Genomic DNA, 19,933 nt, shown 5'->3' with positions numbered 1-19,933 from the left:
GGTCAGCGCATACCCGCGACGATGCCTTCCGCACTGCGCGCGGCGACGGCGCATGCACGGGCCGTGAACGGATCGAGCAGCGGATGTTCCGACATTCGACGCCATTTCTGCACCGCAGCGAGCGCACTCTCACGCGCACCGGAGTGCGCGTCGAGACCCAGTCGGGCGACCGGGTCGATGCCGTAACCGCCGATGAGACGCTGCAATTCCGCAACGTCGCCCTCCGGAAGCTTCGGCACCTGCGAGCGCATCCGGCCCAGCAATCGCAGCTCCTGAAACCCGTGCACGTCGGCCAACATTCGACCGGCTTCGGCGCGGAACAGCGCGGACTGCGGGATCGGCCGCGATTCCAGAATACGTTGCAGCGCAACGAGAGCGGAATGCAGCTTCAACTGGTCGGCGCGCTGCCCGAACTGCACGTCGATCACCGAACGCAGCTCGTTCAACCCACTACGCTCGACGAGTTCCGCTGCCAGTGTGGGTGAATCGTGCACGCCGAGCTTGATCAGCGTGATAGCCATCCGGATACCGAAGAGCCCGAACCTGTCGACGATCGACGCTCGCAGATCTGCATCCACCGGCAGCAGCCCGGGACGCGAGAACCGATCGGCGGACAGCATCGCAAGCTGCAGGTCCGCGTCGGGCACCTGGGCAAGCGACTCGAATGCAGCGAATTCGTTCTGCCGCAACGTCTCCGCTGCCAACGCGAGAAGACCAGCAACCGGTACGACGGCCTGACACAGCCCGGTCGCCTCCAACTCGGCGGCGAATCGAGCGGCGACGTCCTTGGCGGACATCATCGCGTCCATGCGCCCGGCACCGACCTCGTCGGCTCTCGACACGACACCGACGACGCCGAGCGGCCCGGATTCGCCGCCCACATGCGACCCGATCTGGCTCAGGAAGGACACGTCCGTGGCGTTCAACGTGCGCAGCAGATACACGACCGCATCGGCGCCCGACGACGCGTTCTCCGGCGTCAGCATCGACAACGTCCGCGCCGACACGTCCCGCGACAGCGACGACGTACCGGGCGTGTCGATGATGGTGGTGTGCGTCAACGTCCGCGCCGGCCATTCGACGTCGAGCCGATCCACCTGTGACGCCGTCAGTGCACCGAGGTCGAACGTCAACCGGCCGTCGCGACGTTGCACCGGCACGTGGGCCGAACTGTCGCCGTCGTACCAGGCCGTGACGGTCGGCGTGGCGCCGCTCCGGTACCACGTGACGACCTTGGTGCATTCGGTCGCGTCCGTCGGTGCAATATCCTGCCCGACAAGCGAATTGAGCAGCGTCGACTTGCCTGCCTTCAACGACCCCGCCAGCGCGACGCGCAACGGCTGGTCCAGCCGGTCGAGACAGTCCGTCAGTGCCGCGGCTGCGTAGGTGTCGATGGAATAGGCGCTGCGCGCGGTCGAGATCAGCGTGCGTGCGGCGGCGAGCGCGGTCACTGGACGGAGTCATCGGACGGCACGAGGGCCGACGCGCGCTCGTTGAGCTCGGCTACGACTTTCATCTCCCGATCCAAATGCGCTATGCGCGAAGCTCTTTCGGTGGTCTCGACGTTAGCGGCTTCTTGCGCGGCCTTGAGCGAGTCGTTGAGGGAACGAAGGGTCTGTTCGGCGATCGACGTGAAATGATCGCGGAGGACACGCTGAATCAGTCGCAGCCGGTCCTTCGATTCCTTGCCGACCTGGAAGCTGACGTCGTCGGTGAACCGGCGGATGGCCATCTTCGCCTCCGCACGCCTGCTCTTGACGCGGTTCTCCTTGTCTTCCTTGTACGCCTTGGTGCCCAACAGAACTCCGGCGCCGATGGAGATCGGGTTGAGCAGGCTGAGTCCGACGAACGTCGTGATGAGTCCGAACATCAACACCCCGCCGTACGATCCGCGCATGCCGACGAGCACCTTCTGCGTGATGCCGGTCTTGCCCGTCTCCAGATCTGCAAGCGAGGCAACAGGATCGAGCACGTTCTCGAGGTCACCGAGATCGAGGTCGGGCAGCGCGACAGCGCCTGCAGCCGCGAAATGCTCGGCGACGAGCTCGGACAACCACAGTGCACGCTCGTGCGCCCAGACGAAATTGTCACCGACGGACGCGGCGATCTGCTCCTCGAGCCACTCGCCCAGTTCGAGCCAGTCGGAACCTGGGTCGCCCTCGTCGACGGTTTCCTCGGCCTCGCGCGTCACCCTGCGCAGGCGGTCACGTAGGTCGTGATCGATGTCCGACGCGAGGTCGGTGATTCCGTCGCTGAGTGTCTGTTGCCATTGCGACGTCTTCTTGTGCAGTTCCTCGGCTGCGGACTTCGCGCGCTGCAACCCGGCGACAGCTGCTGCGGCACGCTCCGGATCCCGCAGTGCCGCAAGCTCACTGCCCATCGCCAGAGTGAGATGCTCGGTGACGGACCGGATGTCGAGCGACACCGCGGCGCGTGTGGTGGCGTCGGCGGTCGAGACGACCTGGTCGCGGAGGAAAGCGTACAGATCGGGGAAGCCGGATTCGGTGTTCAGCTCGTCGTCGTTCAGCCGCAGTGCGTGCGAGCGCAGCAACGACGACAGCGCGATCATCGGAACGTCGAGTCCCTCTCGCTGCAGGTGGCCACGGTTGGCCTCGACGATCTGACGCCAATGCGGGTACAGGTCCGTCTTGGTGACCAGCACGGCGACCGACGGGCACAGGCCGAGAACCTGACGCAGGAACGCGATTTCGGGTTCGGTGAACTCACGGCTCGCGTCGGACACGACGAGCACGGCATCGGCAGACGGGATCAGCCCGAGAGTCGCTGCGGCATGCGGGTTTCCGTGTCCGCCGACTCCAGGCGTGTCGACGAGAACTAGACCGTCCGCGAGGAGCGGGCTCGGAACATTTACTTCGAGTCTGAGGACCTCACGCCCCTGCGCGCGAGGGCTCGCCGGTGTGATGGTCTGCAATTCGTCGAGCGGAACGTCGACGCGCACGGGGTCGTTACCCGGGTCGGCCAGAACCAGTTGTGCCGTGGACTCTTCCGAGTTCTGCACCACCGTCGGGATGGCCGTCGTCTCGTCGTCGCCCACCGAGCAGACGTTGAGATTCAACAGCGAATTGACGAATTGGCTTTTTCCCTGTTTCAGGGGCCCTACGACGACTATTCGTCTTCTCGGGTCGAGCACCCGATCGCGTGCGAGTTCCACTCGCGACACGAGATCGGACCGTCCGACCGTCTGCGCCACTGCCGCAGTTCGATCGAGCAGATCGGCCAGCTGCTTCGCTTGCCCGTCCATAGCCTTCTTTCGGATACACAACTCTTGAAGTCCATTGACTCTAACGACGAAGAGGCCCCGCGCGCACAATTGCCGCGCGGAGCCTCCGTCGATCAGGGCCCGAGTGTTACGGGTTGAGCAGATCGGTGTGGTGATCGACCGCGACGTCGGACACCGTCGTCGCGGTGCTGTCGACGTCACCGTGCAGGCTGCTCTCGGCCTGCGACGTACCGAACACGTCGGAGTCGACCGAAGACCACGCGCTGCTCGACGCGGCCCCGTCGAACGAGCCGGACAGCGAGCCGGAGGTGTCGGCCGCCGCGTCGGCGAATCCGCCGATACCGCCTCCGATGCCACCCGCGAGTCCACCGAGCGCGTCGGCGCCGCCGCCGATTCCACCTGCGACCTGGCCTGCCACGTCGGCTCCTGCATCGACGCCACCCGCGAGTCCACCTGCGAGGCCACCCGCGACGTCGCCACCGACGTTGCCTGCTGCTTCGGCGCCACCGGTGACTGCGCCGGCGACGTCTGCGCCTGCTGCCGCACCTGCGTCGATTCCTGCGCCGATGCCGGACGTCAGACCTGCACCGAGGCCGCCTGCGACGGATCCGCCGAGATCGGCAGCGCCACCGAGCGAGCCGGCCAGATCGGCACCCGCGTCAACGCCTGCGCCCACGGTTCCATCCACCGCACCAGCCAAGCCGCCACCCAGACCAGCAGCCGCATCCACACCAGCGCCCACGGTTCCATCCACCGCACCAGCCAAGCCGCCACCCAGACCAGCGGCCGCGTCGACGCCAGCGCCGACAGTTCCATCCACCGCACCAGCCAAGCCGCCACCCAGACCAGCGGCCGCGTCGACGCCAGCGCCGACGGTTCCATCCACCGCACCAGCCAAGCCGCCACCCAGACCAGCAGCCGCATCCACACCAGCGCCGACGGTTCCGCCGAACGCGCCACCGAGTCCGGTGGTCAGTCCGCCACCCAGTCCGGCGAGGCCGCCGCCGAGTCCTGCGAGACCGCCGGTCAGGCCCGCCCCTGCGTTCCCGACGGCAGCGAGGCCGCCGTCCAGTCCACCGGTGAGGCCGCCTGCGACTCCGCCGACGGTTCCGAGTCCGAGGTCAGCGCCACCGGTGATGTCGCCTGCAGCGCCGAGGGCCGCGTCGAGAGCTCCGGTCAGTGCGCCGCCGAGTTCCGCGCCGCCTCCGAGTGCAGCACCGAGATCCAGAGCCGCGCTGGTGTCGAGAACGGTGTCGAGTGCGGCGCCGAGGCCTGCGCCTGCTTCTCCACCCACTCCGAACGCTGCGCCGAGAACGCCTTCGAGGTTGGTGGCTGCGTCGATGTCGACGCCTGCCGTCGCGTCGATCGCGGTGCCGAGGGCTGCGGTGAGGCTGCCGATGGCACTGGTGTCGAGGTCGAGGGCAGTTCCGAGTGCTCCGGAGACGATGCCGCCGAGGTCGGCGCCGGTGACTCCGGTGAGGTCCAGGTCGGCGAGGGCACCTGCGTCGAGCACTGCACCGAGCGAGGTTCCGATGGTCGACGCGAGGCCACCTTCGGCTGCGAAGACGCCTTCGAGTGCCCCACCGAGACCCGCCGAGAGGTCGACGCCACCCGCCAGGTCGCCTGCTGCGCCGAGTGCGGCGTCGAGCGCGCCGGTCAGTGCACCGCCGAGAGCTCCGCCTGCACCGAGGGCTGCGCCGAGGTCGAGGGCACCGGTGGTGTCGAGGACCGCGTCGAGTGCGGCGCCGAGGCCTGCTCCCGCCTCTCCGCCGATTCCGAAGGCGGAACCGAGGATTCCTTCGAGGTTGGTGACGGCTCCGAGTCCGCCGCCGAGCGCGCCGTCGATGGCAGTGCCGAGCGAGCCCGTCAGGTCGCCGATGACACCGGCGTCGAGGTCGAGTGCTGTTCCGAGTGCGCCGGCGACGATGCCACCGAGGTCTGCGCCGACGAGGCCGCCGAGGTCCAGATCGGCCAGCGCACCTGCGTCGAGCACTGCACCGAGCGCCCCACCGAGGGCCGTGCCGAGGCCGCCCTGCAGCGCCAGCACACTCTCGAGTCCACCGGAGAGGCCACCTGCCAGACCGCCGACGAGCCCGCCGCCCGCACTGATCGCTGCGTCGAGCGCGGTGCCGAGTCCTGCTGCGACGCCGCCGCCGAGGCCGAGGCCCGCGGTCAGGGCAGCACCGAGGTCACCGGTGAGATCGATTCCGCCGGCACCGATCACGGCACCGAAGACGTCGCCGAGCGCTGCGCCGAGGTCGGCACCGATGGAGCCGCCCACGCCGAAGACCGATTCGAGTGCACCGCTGAGGGCACCGTCGACGCCTGCGAGTGCGCCGAGGTCGATTCCGCCGACTGCTCCGAGGGCCGCGTCGAGCGCGCCGTTCAGTCCTGCCGTGACGTCTCCGCCGAGGTCGATTCCGCCGCCGATCAGGCCGGTCAGTGCGCCGCCGAGATCCGCTGCGCCACCGAGGTCGATCGATCCGCCTGCACCGACGAGCGCTTCGAGTGCGGCACCGAATGCTGCGCCGAGCTCGGCTCCGATCTGGCCGCCCACGGCCAGTGCTGCGCTGAGTGCCGCGCCGATCGATGCGGCGATGTCGCCTGCGAGGTCGATGTCACCGCCCAGCCCACCGCCGATTCCGCCACCGATGATGCCGCCGCCTGCGAGGCCGCCACCGACGACTGCACCGGCGGTCAGTCCGAGACCGGTCGACAGTCCGCCGCCGATTGCTGCACCGCCTGCGAGTCCGCCTTCGATGCCGCCCGACGCGCCTGCGCCGACGATGGCTGCCAGCTGCGAACCGGCTCCGGCGAAGAGGCCCGACTCGGCGACCATCGGGGCGACCGCGACGATGTCTGCGTGGCACACGTCGCCGAGTCCGGCTGCGGCGAGCGCTGCTTCGGGGTTGGCGCAGTACGCGGCAGCTGCCTCGTCGTCGCGGAGCAGGCTGAGGATGAAGTCGAGTACTGCGTTGGTGGCCATGTCGTGGCTCCTTCTCGTGAATCGGTGATTCGTGGTTGATCACAAAGCTATGGCCCCCATGCACTCCGCCCAACGGGCTTCTACCCCCTATTCGACGCGGCTCTCCCAGGGGTGACGCATTAGGGGATTTCGGTGGGATAGGGGATTTACCCGACAACCGTCCGTGAGCTGCTGTGAGCCGTAACGAAAGGTGACATGCTTTCGACATCACCAACAGCGTCAACAGACGTCAGCGTCACTCGGCGCTGCCACCTCGAGAAGTCGGAGACGGAAGATGAGCGCAGGGCTCGGCATACGGATCGGAACGATCACCTCGGTGGCCGTCCTCGACGACTCCCACGATCCTCATGCGCCCCGCGACTACGCGACCGACGAGGCGATGCCGACCGTCACCAAACGATCCGCGCTGGACCTGCGCCCCGGCGCCGCCCCGAGCCTTGCCGACCTGTGGGACCGCGGCCAGCGACATCTGTTGAGTGGCTTCGCCGATCGCGTCGGCGACCCTGTCCCCCTCATCGACGACGACGGCCGCTCCCACCAGGCCGAGGACCTGTTCGCCACCGCCACACGCGTTCTCGTCGCCGAGGCGTGCGTCGGGACCGAAGCCGATCCGTCGATCGTCGTCGCCCACCCGGACCGCTGGTCCGGCTACACCACCGACACCCTGCGCGACGCGCTCGAGCGGGCGGGCGTTCCGGACGTCACGCTGGTCGCCGATTCTGTCGCGTCGATGCGGTGGCTCGAAAGTTCTCGCGGGGAGTCGGGTGACGGCCTCACGGTCATCTACGACCTCGGTGCGTCGTCGCTGAACGTCACGCTGATGCGGACCGGGTACGAGCAGGGGCCCATCGGTTCCGGCGTGCACTCGACGGATTTCGGCGGTGCCCAGTTCGATCACCTGATCACCCAGCACGTACTCGAAACCGTCTCGAGCAGCCACTCTTTCGAGTTCGACCCGTTCGATCCCGACACCGTCGGCGCGCTCGTCGAACTCCGGGCCCGCTGCGGTGAGGCCAAGGAGCAGCTGTCCTACGAGACCGCGACGACCCTGTCGGTCGAGCTCCCCGGGTTCGCCGCCGAGACGAGGCTCGTGCGCGACGAGGTCGAGGACCTACTGCGGAGCCCGATTCTCGACTCGGTCGAACTCGTCCGCGAAACCCTGCACACCGCGGGTCTCGACGTCTCCGACGTCACCCAGGTTCTGCTCATCGGCGGCAGCTCCAGCATTCCTCTCGTCGCGGAACTGATCTCGTCCGAACTGCGCGTCCCCGTCGCGACCGGACCGCACCCGGGTCGCATCCCGGCTATCGGCGCGGCGTTGTTCGGAAGCGAGATCGCGGCGACGTCAGCAGCCGTGGCACCGACAGCCGCAGCGGTCGCGGTCACCCGTCCCGCTCCTCGACCTGCGCCGGTGCTGGCGTCCGCGGCCACCGACTCGAACCGGATGTCCGGACGCAAGCGCGCCGGGATCGTCGTCGCTTCTGTTGCCGCACTTGCCGTTCTGGCCGGTGGCGGCCTGTCCCTCGGCACCGTGTTGACGAACAACGACGCCCCGGCCGACGCGGTATCCGAGACCGTCTCGGACGCATCGACGACGACGGCACCCGGCACGACGGCAGCAACCGTCGCCGACGCGGGTACGACGAGCACCACCACGAACGGCCTGCCGGCTCCGACGGTCGCGGCGGACGGCACGCTCGTCCCGGCTCCGGGCACAGTGATCAGCTCCGACGGAACCGTCGTCGCAGACCCGGCAGCGCCCGCTGCTGCTGGAACGCAAGCCCCTGCTGCTGCAGGCACCCCCGCGGCGCCTGCGCCGAACGTCTCCGTCCCGAGCGTCTCGGTACCGAGCCCCCAGGCCCCGACGTACACCGCACCGACCTACACCCCGCCGACCTACAGCGGTCCGACGCTCGGTGACGTCGGTACCGGAGTCGGCGGAGCCGTGAGCGACCTTGGCACGGGAGTCGGTGGCGTCGCGGGCGGCGTGGTCGGCGGACTCGGCAATGTCGTCGGCGGAGTCACCGGACCCCTGCTCGGTAACTGATGCCGCTGACGAAGTCGGACATCACGGCCCTCGCGGCCGAGCGTGGGCGCCCCATCTCGGGCGCCCTCGCCAGTACCGTCCTCACGATCACAGGCGGATGCCCGACGACGGTCGCCGCCGCGATCGATGCTGCACGACAGGCAGATTCGGACGAGTCCGTCACCCGCATCGTCACCGACGCCGTCCACGAGCACCACACTCACCAGCTGCGCGAGTTGAGCAGCGGTCACCAGGACGTCGTCGCTCTGGCGCATTTCGGGATCGGTCACGATGCCGACGTGTTGACCGAACTGTCCGACGGCCAGAATGCGTCTGCAGTACTCGAGGCGGCGGCCGCGTCGGGCATTCTGGCGTCGGTTCCTCTGCCCGGCCTGGACAGTGCACTGCTGGGGGTCCTCGGAACACGAAGGCTCGCAGCGGTTCTGACACGCTTGCTCGAATTCCGCTTGAAGACGGACACTCTCGACGCCCCGACGGCCCTGACGCTGGCACGCAACGGCATTCAGCACCCACAGCTCGCGGCCTTTCTCAGTGATGCAGCCGAGGGGTCCGATCCGGACACCGCGACCGTGCTCTATGCGAGCGCCGTCGACGCCGGGGCCGACTCGCTGAGTCTGGCAGCGCGCCGAGCCGAGGCTCTCGCCGCTCTCGGCGATTTCGATGCCGCAGAACAATTGTGCGACGCCGTACTCGAGAACAGCCCTTCGGTCGACGTCGACGAATTGCGCAGGGCTGTCACGGTATCCGCGAGCGTCGCCGCCGAACGGGGAATGACCGCGCGAAGCGCTCAACTGTACGACTGGCTCGGCCCTGACCGAATGGGCGCCGATTCCGACGTCGCCCACGTGGTTTCACTTGCCAGCGGGACTCTGGATGCGCCTTCTGCCGGGATCCCCTCGACGCCACCGACGTCGGCGAGCGCTGCCGCCTCCCTCCTGGCGACCGGGTTCCGGCAGACCATCACGGCCAGGTCGACGGCCGAAGCAGTCGCCGCGACGAACACGCTCATGCGTTCGGTATCGCTGTCCGGCAACACCATACGACGCGTCGTGCCCGAGAATGCCGCTGCGACATCGGTACTGTTCGCGTTGCACTGCGGCGACCTGGCGCGAGCGGAGTCCATCGCAACCCGCGCCGCCGGGCTGTTGCCACCCCGCCACCCGGCCGCGACGCGCATTGCCCTGCTGCGAATCTGGACTGCGATGTTGGCGGGCGACACTCACTCTGCGACGCAAGGCTTGGATTCCCTGCGAATTCCACAGGCACACACACGAAACCAGTTGTTCGCTCACGCTCTGCGCGTGGGCCTCGCACGTCGTTCCGGGGATGCCGGAACGCTGCTCCGCGCGTGGGACGATGCACAGGACGTCGTCGCCGCTTATTCGGTCGATCTGTTGTCTCTGTTGCCGGTCGGCGAACTGTGGCTCGCCGCGGTCCGATTGGGCAAGCCGGAAGCGGTGTCTCACCTCGTCGCCCAGGCGGACATGATCGTCGAGATGTTGGACGAGCCGTCCGCATGGTCATCGGCGCTGCACTGGTACGGCGTGCAGGCCGCCATCATGTCCGAGCAACCGCCCGAGCTGATTCCACACGCAAAGGCACTGGCCGCAGCCGCCGAATCCAACCGCTACAGCGCCGCGCTGGCCGGGGCTGGGCGTGCATGGCTGGCGGTCCTGCAGGGCCATCCCGATGTCACCGACGTCGACGCAGCGGCTCGCTCTCTGGCGAGCTTCGGGTTGTCGTGGGACGGCGCCCGTCTCGCCAGCGAGGCAGCGCTGCGCGTCGAGGACACACGGGTTGCGACGACGCTTCTCCAGATCGCCCGGTCTTTGCGACAACCCGTCGCCGCTCCCGCCGTCACGACCGAGGAGCCCAAGGGCTCCTTGAGCGCACGTGAGGCGGAGGTCGCCGAATTGTTGGTTCTGGGAGTCACATACCGCGAGGCAGGCAGCAGGCTCTACATCTCGGCGAAGACCGTCGAGCATCACGTCGCGCGAATCCGACGACGGCTCGGCGCAGGCTCCCGCTCGGAACTGCTGTCGATGTTGCGGGCCATGGGATACGGGACCAGCGGCGCCGACGTGTAACTTCCGGGCTCTCGATTGCGACATCACGGACAGTGAGGTGCGCCGTCCGGTTCGCCATGGCCAGACCCAAGGTAGAGACATCGACATGTACAACCGATACACGCAGCCCGACCAGGGCTCCGTCGTGGATGAAGCGCTCCCCGACGTCGGGTTGTACGTCGACGACGACCGATCCATCGCGGCTGTGTCGCACCCGCTGCGTTCCAACCCGTCGCTGCACATCGCGTCGCTGCACCCGACCGTATTGTTCGTTCACGGTGACGGATCCGCGTCGCTCGGCGGCACCGAGGATGCGTACGCCGCCGAGTTCACCGGGTTCGTCGGTGACGTCGACACCCAGCAGGCATCGGGATACAGCCCGTCGGACCTGACCGCGATGACACTGCTGTGCCTCCTCACCGAAGTTGCTACCTCGACCGGCAACAAATTCGACGCACTCGCCGCGGCGGCCAGCTACCCCGCGCACTGGACTGCCGAGCACATCGCCGACGTCCGCGAATCCATGAACGTCCACGGCCTCGGGCACGTCGCGCTCGTGTCGGAAGCAGAAGCACTGCGGGCGTGGTCCGAGAGCACCTTGTCGACCTGGGCGGGATCCGACTCCGGCATTGCCGCGGCCCGGGGTGCTGCATCGATGGCTGGGCACTACCCCGTCGACGCCGTGACCGAGGAAATTCTCGTCGCGGGCGCTCGGCGACAGGCGTCGCGCACTCCGCTGTACTTTGCCGCCGGATTCGCCGCGGTCCTCACCCTCGCCGCGGGCGTCACGGCCCTGGCGCTACGGAGTTCCGACACGGCTACCGTCCCGACCATAGAGAGCGCGGACCTCGCAGTCCCGACCACGACGGCGTCCGTGCCCGCACCACAACTGCCCTTCCCGACGGTCGTGCCCATCATCGAGCCCGAGGTACCCGTCGTGATCGCTCCGCCGGTCGAGACGACGACCGTCGAGACCATTGCCCCGCCCGTCGAAGAACCGCTGTCGACGCGACCCGCAGCAGACACCACGACGCCCGACGTCACCAACCCGGATCGCACCGAAGAGGAACCGTCACCGTCGGCCGAGCCCGAGGTGGAGGTGCCCGGGGAGACCGACCCGGACCCCGTCGACGAGGACGAGGACGAGACCGACACTCCCCCGGCCGAATCGGTCCCGGCACAGCAGTCGACTACTTCCAACTGACCCCCCGCGCATGCTGACCAGCGCCGGTGCCGGCTGCACACGGTCATGCCCTAAGGTGGGGCGCTGACACCCAGACCCGATGAAGGGATTTCATGCGTAACACGGGGGCACTGCGCGCCGCAGTGATCGGATCTTCGGCGTTGTTGTTTTTTGCTACTTTCTCCACTCCCGCCTCGGCTGCCCCCGAAGGCACCGTCGTACAGGGTTCGGCGGATCAGCTTCCGCAGGAGCTTGCCGACGCAGTGGTCCGGGATCTGAAGATCTCACCGCAGGAGTACCTGGACCGCGCCGCACGCGCACAGGAGTTGTCGACGTATGCGTCCGACTTCCGCGCTTCGCGCCCCGGCGACTTCGCGGGCGCATGGATCGGCGAGGACGGCCAGGCCGTCGTCGCAGTCACGTCGCAGGACGCAGCACGCGCAGTCGCCAAGGATGGATTCGGCACCGAGCAGCGCCCGGTCTCGGCGGATGGTCTGGAACAGTCTCTGGGTGAACTGAACAAGTGGATCGCCTCGCTCCCCCGTGAGGTCTCGAGTCAGGTCAACGGAACGTCGATCGACTTCCTGGACAACCGGGTCGTCATCGACATCGCGAACAGCCCGGTCGGCCGCGCACTGAACATCCCCACGCTGTTGGCGAATCTGAAGGTCATCCTTTCTCCTGGCGCGAACCAGCCGGCTGATCCGTCACCGATGGGTGGCGACACCTATGTCACGACGCCCGCACCCATCGCGGACGTGCCGACGACCGACATCAGCATCTGCTCGTTCGGCTTCAACGCGGTCGACGGCTCGGGTGACCCGGTCAATCTCAGTGCGGGCCACTGCAACCCGAACGCCGAAACCGGTGCAGGTGGCGCTCCCGTCTACCTGCCGAATCCTGCGGACGTCCACAACAGCACCCAGATCGGCGAGTTCCAGCGTTCGAGCCTCGGTACCGGCAACGCGCTCGACTGGTCGGTCATCTCGTTGAACGACAAGGCAGTTGCGTCCGGGCTCGACCGCCCGACGGTGCGCGGCGCCAACGGCAGCACGGTCACCATCACCGGTACCGCCGATCCGGTTGTCGGAGCGCCGGTGTGCAAGTCGGGTCAGTCGTCGTCGTTCACGTGTGGCGTGATCGCCGCCGACCGTGTGGAGACGCAGTTGTTCATGGACGACGGTACGAGCCGCACCGTTCGTGGATTCGCCAGCACCGCATGCACGTTGTCCGGTGACAGCGGCGGCGCGATCGTCACGGGAACGCTCGCGCTCGGAATCACCAGCGGCTCCAACAGCGGTGGCGCCCCGGACTGCACCGAGGCGAACCTCGCGCTCGCGCACTTCGGAGGCACTGCGAGCCTTGGCATTCCGATCGGCGCGATCGCATCCGAGACCGGCACCACGATTCGGACAGCACCCGTCGACTGATCGACATATCTGTTCCCTTCCTGGGAGTGATGGGCCACCGCGGCGACGCTGCGGTGGCCCATCGGTGTATTACGGCCACGTGTCGAAGGTTTCGACACGCAGCCGCGTATCACGGTCTAGGCCGCGGGTTTTCGCCTGCGGTGGTAGCTGGGTCGTGGTGTTCGCTCGGGGTCGACGCTCGCCGGTGGGATGGAGTAGGGGTGCCCGTCCTGTCCCATCAGTAGCTGCCAGTCGGTGTCGTGGATCAGGTGATGGCATTCGGTGCACACCAACGCCGAATTGTGCAGATCCGTCGCACCGCCGTCCGACCAATAGACCACATGATGCACTACGCACCACTGTGCCGCCCGGCCACACATCACGCACCCGCGGTCACGGATCACCACCGCAGCCCGCAGATGAGCGGGCACCAAGCGCTCGGTGCGGCCCATCGCCAACGGCACACCAGCGCCGTCGACGATCACCGGCGTCAGATCGGAATCACAGGACAGCATCTCGGCCAGTTGCCGACTGACAGCCCCGGTCCACGACAGCAGGAACGGCCACTGCGGATCCTCCGAACCCCCAGCGCCCTCCGAACCCGCAACGCCCTCCGAACCTCCAGTGCCCTCGGAACCTACAACGCCCTCCGATGCGTTCCTCTCCCGAGAAGTGTTGCTGCCCTCGTGTTTTCTTCCACCGACATCACAGTCGGTGGTGTCGTCTGAGCCTCGGTTGCGCAGGAGGTCGCGGAGGGTGACGATCAGGTTCACGTTCGCCCGGACCCCTCCCTGCACCGGCGACCGTCCACCCTGCATGTACAGGTCGAGTAGACGGGAGAGTCCGTCGGCGCGGCGTTGGCTCGGTGTCCGCGGGTCGGGTTCACCGCTCGGCCCGGGCACCGGTGCGGTCAACGGCGACAACGACGCCCGCAGCTTCTCCGCCGTCAACTTGTCCAGATCACCGGTCACCCGGGTACGACCGTTGACCAGCGGAATTAGATCGAGCTTGTTGAGCGCAGTGTTCTCCGACAATGGCACCGGCGGCGGACCCAACGGCACAGCATCCGACGCCGCAGAATCGGCCGGCGCAGGATCAGGAGTCGGTGAATCCGGAGTCGGGGAACCATCCGGCGGGAAACCATCGGGCCCCGGCGGTACAGCCGGTGTCCCGGACGATCCAGGACTGTCGCCGCGGCGGCGTTCGTCGTCCTCCCGACCCCGGCGCTCCTCATCCTCCCGCCGCCGGCGTTCCTCGTCCTCCCGGCGCCTGCGTTCGTAGCGTATGCGGGCGTCGGCGGCTGCAGCCTGCGCGAGCTTGTCGGCGCGGTCGGACACCTCACGGGCTGTGGCATCGAGCGCCAGTTCCAGCAGTGCGGCGACGACGTCGGCGAGTTGTTCGTCGGTCAGAGTCGCATCGGCGGCGGCGACAGTGGCCAGACCTTCGACGATCGCATGGAAGTGGCCCGCGTGAATCAGGCCGCCGCGCAACGCGTCCGCGACGCTGGTGTGCAGCGAGAGCCAGTACCCGAACTGGATGTGCCGACCGGCCGCGTAGTCGGAGATCCGAGCGCTGCCTGCATACCAGCGTTTGGAGGACACGGACGCGATCTGCTGCCCGAGGCCGCGGCGGTCGATCTCGGCGGCGAGCGTGAATTTCGCTGCGAGCAGGGCGCTTTCAGCCGCGTGCACCTCGGCCAGGCCGGACACACAAGCCTGGTCCGACAGCGTGTGCACCGCGCCGAAATCCCCCAATTCCCGCATGGCGCGCACCATACAACCCATCACCGACAAACTCTTCGGAGATCCGAAGGCACACAGATCGTTTACGCCGTCAGAGGAGATCGTGACGCGCGAGTCGGTGTCATCTTCAGGAACACGACACCGACTGTAGAAACACTCGATTCGGTTCGTACGCCATATAATTCGTTTCGGACACTACGAGCTCGACCCCCTCGAAATATCCACGACGAACTCGTCGCCGAACAGATATGGGAACCACATGCTTGGATTGCTTGGAGTTGCTTTCGACCTCGTCGGCTATGCCGTGACCATCATCGCCGAAGGAATCAAGCTTTCCTCCCCCGGCACGTTCAACTGAACTCGACCCCTAACACAATTCAGGCCCGTCACCTTCGAGGTGACGGGCCTGAATTGTTGGTTCGAGGTTGATCAGTTCGCGAACTTCGTGGTTCCCGGAGGAGCGTTCAGCGTGTTGATGAGGTCGATTCCAGCGACGACCAAGGTCGGTCCGCCTGCGACGATCGTGCCGACAATGCCACCGATGGCCGCGAAGGTCGGGATAGTCGCCAGTGCGACCGGGCCGCCGAGGAAGCCGATGGCGCCGATGCCGAATCCGATGGCAGTGCCGGTGAAACCACCGATGGCCGTGGCGAGTCCCAGCTGCGACGCGAACGTCTGCTGTGCCTTCAGGTTCTCGTCGGGCGAAGCGACCGGAGTAGCTCCGATGCTGCGCGAGTTAGCCGAAGCCTTCGTCAGATCCAGCTGCGGGACCAGACGCAGAGTCTTGCCGTCGTTGTCGACGTTCTGCTCGTACGGGAAGTTCAGGCCACCCAGGTTGAAGGACAGCGGCAGGGTGACAACGACGTTGTCGGCCTGATCGAGAACGTCGACCGTCTTGCCGTCGTCGGCGACCTTGAAGACACCGGCGTCGATCGTCGTGACGATCGTGCGGTCCTCGAGGTTCGATTCGAAGTTGATGTCTTCTGCGGGGGCGGGGGCGTCTGCTGCCGGGTCTGCATACGCAGTTCCGCTGGCGAGACCCATCGCGGCGGCCAGGAATGCCGCCGTAACGACCAGTTTGCTGAGTTTCATGTGGAGAATGTTCCGTTTCTATGCAGGAGCCTGGCAGTACCGATCATGAGGGGGCCCGTCTACGCAGAAACACCCAGACTGAATCCGCGAAAATGTCGGTGCCGTCGCAGCATAACGTACAAGTCGGACCGAGCGTTATCGTCTCGGCACCTATCCGAGTCCATATCTTTGCAAAACCCCAGCAAAGCGATTCGAAATGCCTCGGAAAGATGCCCGTGCCCCCACTTCTCGGGGCAGACGTGACCGTTTCGAGACGCGCACATGTCGCTCGGCGGCGTTCGAGTTAGGTCTGCCTTCCGATTCACCCCGTCGGACCCTGGGAATAACGTGAGCGTTCGGACGCACCCTACCGACCGGTTCAGCCCACCGCGACGTAGGTACTTCCGCCGAACGACCAGCGCGGCACCCACTCGCGCTACACAAGGTTACCCGTCAGTAGATCGAAGTTGTTACTGGTGGGTAACTTAGCTAGGCTTAGGCTGATCGGGCTGACCCGAGGTGGCTCCCCCGCTGCCGATGAACGAAAGGCCGCTTACATGAACGCCCTGACGATCACGTTGGGCACGGTCGGTGCGCTGTTGAGTCTCGTGTGTTGGTACGCGTTCATTCGCGGCGCGCTGAGGATGTTCTACATCGTTCGGCTAGGCCAACCAGCCCCTGACCGTTGGCGCCCGATCGTTCCTCGTTTCAAGCAGATGATGGTCGAGTTTGTCGCGCACACGAAGATGGTCAAGTTCCGGACCGTCGGCTGGGCGCACTGGCTCGTCATGATCGGCTTCTTGCTCGGCTTCATCGTCTGGTTCGAGGCATACGGCCAGACGTTCAACCCAGAATTCCACTGGCCTCTTATCGGAAACACGGCCGCGTATCACCTCGTCGACGAGATCCTCGGCCTCGGCACGGTCATCGGCATCACGACGCTGATCATCATTCGTCAGCTCAATCATCCCCGTAAGCCGGAGCGTCAGTCCCGTTTCGCAGGCTCACGCTTCCAGGCTGCGTACTTCGTCGAGGCGGTCGTCCTCGTCGAAGGACTGGGCATGATCTTCGTGAAGGCCGGCAAGATCGCCACCTACGGACACGCCAACCCGTGGACCGACTTCTTCACGATGAACCTGGCGCACCTTCTCCCAGCCAGCCCGACAATGGTGTCGATTTTTGCGTTCATCAAACTGATGTCCGGCATGATCTGGCTCTACATCGTCGGTACCCGCATCAACTGGGGCGTCGCGTGGCACCGATTCACCGCGTTCCCCAACATCTACTTCAAGCGCATGGACGACGGCACCGTCGCACTCGGCCCGGCCAAGCCGATGATGTCCGGCGGCAAGGTCCTCGAGATGGAAGAAGCCGACCCCGACGTCGACGCGTTCGGTGCAGGCAAGATCGAGGACTTCAGCTGGAAGGGCTGGCTCGACTTCACCACCTGCACCGAGTGCGGACGCTGCCAGTCCCAGTGCCCTGCTTGGAACACCGGCAAGCCCCTGTCGCCGAAGCTGCTGATCATGTCGCTGCGCGACCACAGCCACGCCAAGGCCCCGTACCTCCTCGCCGGCGGCAAGAAGGACATGGGCGGTGACGAGGTCGGTCTCGTCGACGGCGAGGGCAACGTCGATCAGAAGAAGCTCGACGCCATCCCGCAGGCCGCTCGCGACGAAGCAGACCGCAAGCTCGTCGCCGATGCTGTCGAGGGCGGCATCATCGATCCCGAGGTTCTGTGGAGCTGCACCACGTGTGGCGCGTGCGTCGAACAGTGCCCGGTGGACATCGAGCACGTCGACCACATCATCGACATGCGTCGTTACCAGGTTCTGATCGAGTCGGAGTTCCCCTCCGAGCTCGCCGGACTCTTCAAGAACCTCGAGAACAAGGGCAACCCCTGGGGCCAGAACTCGAAGGACCGTCTCAACTGGATCAACGAGATGGACTTCGACATCCCGGTCTTCGGCCAGGACGCGGATTCGTTCCAGGACTACGAGTACCTGTTCTGGGTCGGCTGTGCGGGCGCCTACGAGGATCGCGCGAAGAAGACCACCAAGGCCGTTGCCGAGCTCCTCGCCACGGCAGGCGTCAAGTTCATGGTCCTCGGCGCCGACGAGACCTGCACCGGCGACTCGGCTCGCCGCGCGGGCAACGAGTTCCTGTTCCAGCAGCTCGCGATGCAGAACATCGAGACGCTCAACAACGTCTTCGAGGGTGTCGAGCAGCGCAAGCGCAAGATCGTCGTCACGTGTGCGCACTGCTTCAACGCGCTCGGCAACGAATACCCGCAGGTCGGTGGCGACTACGAGGTGGTTCACCACACGCAGCTGCTCAACCGACTCGTTCGGCAGAAGAAGCTGATTCCGGTCGCATCGGTCAGCCAGGACATCACGTACCACGACCCGTGCTACTTGGGTCGTCACAACAAGGTCTACGACGCTCCCCGCGAGCTGATGGCCGCGTCCGGCTCCAACCTCAAGGAGATGCCGCGTCACGGTGAACGGTCCATGTGCTGTGGTGCCGGTGGTGCTCGCATGTGGATGGAAGAGAACATCGGCAAGCGCATCAACATCGACCGGGTCGACGAGGCGCTCGAGACCAATCCCAAGAAGATCGCGACGGGTTGCCCGTTCTGCCGCGTCATGCTCACCGACGGTGTCACTGCACGTCAGGAAGGCGGCGCACACGAAGGTGTCGAGGTCGTCGACGTCGCGCAGCTGATGCTCGAGTCGATCACCCGCGTCGAGTCGTCGGTGCTCAGCGAGAACATCAAGGTCATCCCGCGTGAGCCCACTCCCGAGGAGGAGCTCGCTACCGAGGAAGCGGCCGAGGTCGAGGAGCAGGGCCGCGTCGAAGAAGTCGAGGTCGCGGCCGAGGGCGTCGATCCCGAGGAAGCCACCAAGAAAGCCCAGCCCGCGAAGGCTGCCGGCGGCCTGAAGATGAAGGGCCTCGCAAAAGCACCAGGCGCGAAAGCACCGGGCGCGAAGGCTCCCGGGAATGCGGCCACGTCCGCCGAGGCCGACACGTCGTCGGGCCACTCGGCCGATACCGCGGCGGATGCGTCCAAGCCGAAGGGTCTCGGACTCGCCGGTGGCGCGAAAGCTCCCGGCGGCAAGGGCCTGCAGGTCAAGGGCAAGGCTCCGGGTGCGAAGTCCGCAGCGCCCAAGGCTGCCGAGCCCGAGGCGCAGGCGTCGACGTCCGAAGCACCCGCCGAAGCTACGGAAACGAAACCGACGGTCAAGCCCAAGGGCCTCGCCGTGAAGTCCGGCTTCAAGAAGCCGGGCGCCAAGGCACCCGGGAAGCCCGCAGCGGCACCCGCGTCATCTGACGCCGACGCACCGAGCGACACCGAGACCCCGGCAGCGACGCCGGACACGGCAGCAGCTCCTGCATCGGAGTCGATGCCGACGGTCAAGCCCAAGGGCCTCGCGGTGAAGTCGGGCTTCAAGAAGCCAGGAGCGAAGGCGCCCGGCAAGCCCGCTGCGGCACCTGCGCCCACCGAGACTGCGACCGAGACCCCGACCGAGGAAACTCCAGCCGCATCGGAGGCGCCTGCCGAGACATCGGCACCGGCTCAGGAGTCGAAGCCGACCGTCAAGGCAAAGGGCCTCGCGGTCAAGACGGGCTACAAGAAGCCAGGAGCCAAAGCGCCCGGCAAGCCCGCCGCAGCACCCCAAGAGCCGGAGACACAAGCACCCGCAGAGCCGGAGGCACAACCAACGGCCGAGACGGAGCCGGACGCACCGGCGCCTGCCGAGGCTTCTGCACCGGCCGAGGCCGCGTCGACCGAGGCGTCTGCACCGGCCGAGGCCGCGTCGACCGAGGCGTCTGCTCCAGCCGAGGCTACGAAGCCGACCGTCAAGGCCAAGGGCCTCGCAGTCAAGACGGGCTACAAGAAGCCGGGCGCCAAGGCACCCGGCAAGCCCGCGGCAGCACCTGCGGCACCCGCAGAGCCGGAAACGCAAGCACCCGCAGAGCCGGAAGCGCACACACCAGTCGAGACGGAACCGGAAGCTCCCGTGCAGGAGACGACCGAGACCAAGGCTGAGCCGACGGCCGAGGCACCTGCCGAGACGTCATCCAACGGGGATGCTCCGGCACCTCCGGCCGCGAAGCCCGGTGGTCTCGGGTTCCGTGCGGGTGCGAAGGCGCCGGGTAGAAAGAAGTAGTGCCGAGCCCGCCGGG

Annotated in this window: 10 protein-coding genes; 5 read left to right on the top strand and 5 right to left on the bottom strand. The window is 66.8% G+C overall.

All coding sequences use genetic code 11. The features are described 5' to 3' along the window. Nucleotides 1-2: 2 nt before the first annotated feature. The 3 genes from CHB96_RS21030 to CHB96_RS30305 form a co-directional block, all read right to left on the bottom strand. Complete coding sequence (locus tag CHB96_RS21030; RefSeq protein WP_089249873.1) at nucleotides 3-1,451, bottom strand: dynamin family protein; 1,449 nt, start codon at nucleotides 1,449-1,451, stop codon at nucleotides 3-5. Then, nucleotides 1,448-3,262 (bottom strand): dynamin family protein, encoded by a 1,815-nt coding sequence (locus CHB96_RS21025; RefSeq protein WP_089249871.1) that lies wholly within the window; start codon nucleotides 3,260-3,262, stop codon nucleotides 1,448-1,450. The genes CHB96_RS21030 and CHB96_RS21025 overlap by 4 nt, the downstream gene beginning before the upstream one ends. A 106-nt stretch (nucleotides 3,263-3,368) precedes the next feature. Continuing rightward, a complete protein-coding gene (locus tag CHB96_RS30305; protein WP_089249869.1) occupies nucleotides 3,369-6,227 on the bottom strand; it encodes an IniB N-terminal domain-containing protein in 2,859 nt (952 codons plus the stop codon). 274 nt (nucleotides 6,228-6,501) lie between these two features. Here CHB96_RS30305 and CHB96_RS21015 point away from each other — a divergent pair, with 274 nt between their 5' ends. From CHB96_RS21015 to CHB96_RS21000, 4 genes are all read left to right on the top strand, one after another. Next, nucleotides 6,502-8,274, top strand: a complete 1,773-nt coding sequence (locus CHB96_RS21015) for an Hsp70 family protein (protein ID WP_089249867.1) — start codon at nucleotides 6,502-6,504, stop codon at nucleotides 8,272-8,274. Further along, nucleotides 8,274-10,361, top strand: coding sequence for a LuxR C-terminal-related transcriptional regulator (locus CHB96_RS21010; protein ID WP_089249865.1), 2,088 nt, complete (start codon nucleotides 8,274-8,276; stop codon nucleotides 10,359-10,361). Before CHB96_RS21015 ends, CHB96_RS21010 begins: the two co-directional genes overlap by 1 nt. Nucleotides 10,362-10,446: 85 nt before the next feature. Beyond that, nucleotides 10,447-11,544 carry a hypothetical protein gene (locus tag CHB96_RS21005; protein WP_089249863.1) on the top strand — a complete coding sequence of 366 codons (1,098 nt, stop codon included), beginning with the start codon at nucleotides 10,447-10,449 and terminating at the stop codon, nucleotides 11,542-11,544. A gap of 92 nt (nucleotides 11,545-11,636) precedes the next feature. Then, a complete protein-coding gene (locus tag CHB96_RS21000; protein ID WP_176444410.1) occupies nucleotides 11,637-12,953 on the top strand; it encodes a S1 family peptidase in 1,317 nt (438 codons plus the stop codon). A 116-nt stretch (nucleotides 12,954-13,069) separates the two neighbouring features. On the opposite strand, the gene CHB96_RS20995 is transcribed toward CHB96_RS21000, so the two are convergent. Both CHB96_RS20995 and CHB96_RS20990 read right to left on the bottom strand, forming a co-directional pair. Continuing rightward, nucleotides 13,070-14,695, bottom strand: a complete 1,626-nt coding sequence (locus CHB96_RS20995) for an HNH endonuclease (RefSeq protein ID WP_245865990.1) — start codon at nucleotides 14,693-14,695, stop codon at nucleotides 13,070-13,072. A 408-nt stretch (nucleotides 14,696-15,103) separates the two neighbouring features. Next, the gene (locus CHB96_RS20990; RefSeq protein ID WP_089249859.1) at nucleotides 15,104-15,766 is read right to left on the bottom strand and encodes a DUF8020 domain-containing protein; all 663 of its coding nucleotides are present in this window, start codon (nucleotides 15,764-15,766) and stop codon (nucleotides 15,104-15,106) included. 536 nt (nucleotides 15,767-16,302) lie between these two features. On the opposite strand from CHB96_RS20990, the gene CHB96_RS20985 reads away from it, so the two are divergent. Beyond that, nucleotides 16,303-19,917, top strand: a complete 3,615-nt coding sequence (locus CHB96_RS20985; RefSeq protein WP_089249857.1) for a (Fe-S)-binding protein — start codon at nucleotides 16,303-16,305, stop codon at nucleotides 19,915-19,917. The last annotated feature ends 16 nt before the right edge of the window (nucleotides 19,918-19,933 follow it).

This window comes from Rhodococcoides kyotonense, assembly GCF_900188125.1.
Taxonomy (GTDB): domain Bacteria; phylum Actinomycetota; class Actinomycetes; order Mycobacteriales; family Mycobacteriaceae; genus Rhodococcoides; species Rhodococcoides kyotonense.
Note: the sequence above shows the minus strand (reverse complement) of the source record. Positions and strands in the feature narration are given on the sequence as shown.

Coding starts and splice junctions, on each gene's coding strand:
- CHB96_RS21025 (WP_089249871.1), bottom strand. CDS start 3,262: ATGGACGGGCAAGCGAAGCAGCTGGCCGATCTGCTCGATCGAACTGCG.
- CHB96_RS21015 (WP_089249867.1), top strand. CDS start 6,502: ATGAGCGCAGGGCTCGGCATACGGATCGGAACGATCACCTCGGTGGCC.
- CHB96_RS30305 (WP_089249869.1), bottom strand. CDS start 6,227: ATGGCCACCAACGCAGTACTCGACTTCATCCTCAGCCTGCTCCGCGAC.
- CHB96_RS21000 (WP_176444410.1), top strand. CDS start 11,637: ATGCGTAACACGGGGGCACTGCGCGCCGCAGTGATCGGATCTTCGGCG.
- CHB96_RS21005 (WP_089249863.1), top strand. CDS start 10,447: ATGTACAACCGATACACGCAGCCCGACCAGGGCTCCGTCGTGGATGAA.
- CHB96_RS20990 (WP_089249859.1), bottom strand. CDS start 15,766: ATGAAACTCAGCAAACTGGTCGTTACGGCGGCATTCCTGGCCGCCGCG.
- CHB96_RS20995 (WP_245865990.1), bottom strand. CDS start 14,695: ATGCGGGAATTGGGGGATTTCGGCGCGGTGCACACGCTGTCGGACCAG.
- CHB96_RS20985 (WP_089249857.1), top strand. CDS start 16,303: ATGAACGCCCTGACGATCACGTTGGGCACGGTCGGTGCGCTGTTGAGT.
- CHB96_RS21010 (WP_089249865.1), top strand. CDS start 8,274: ATGCCGCTGACGAAGTCGGACATCACGGCCCTCGCGGCCGAGCGTGGG.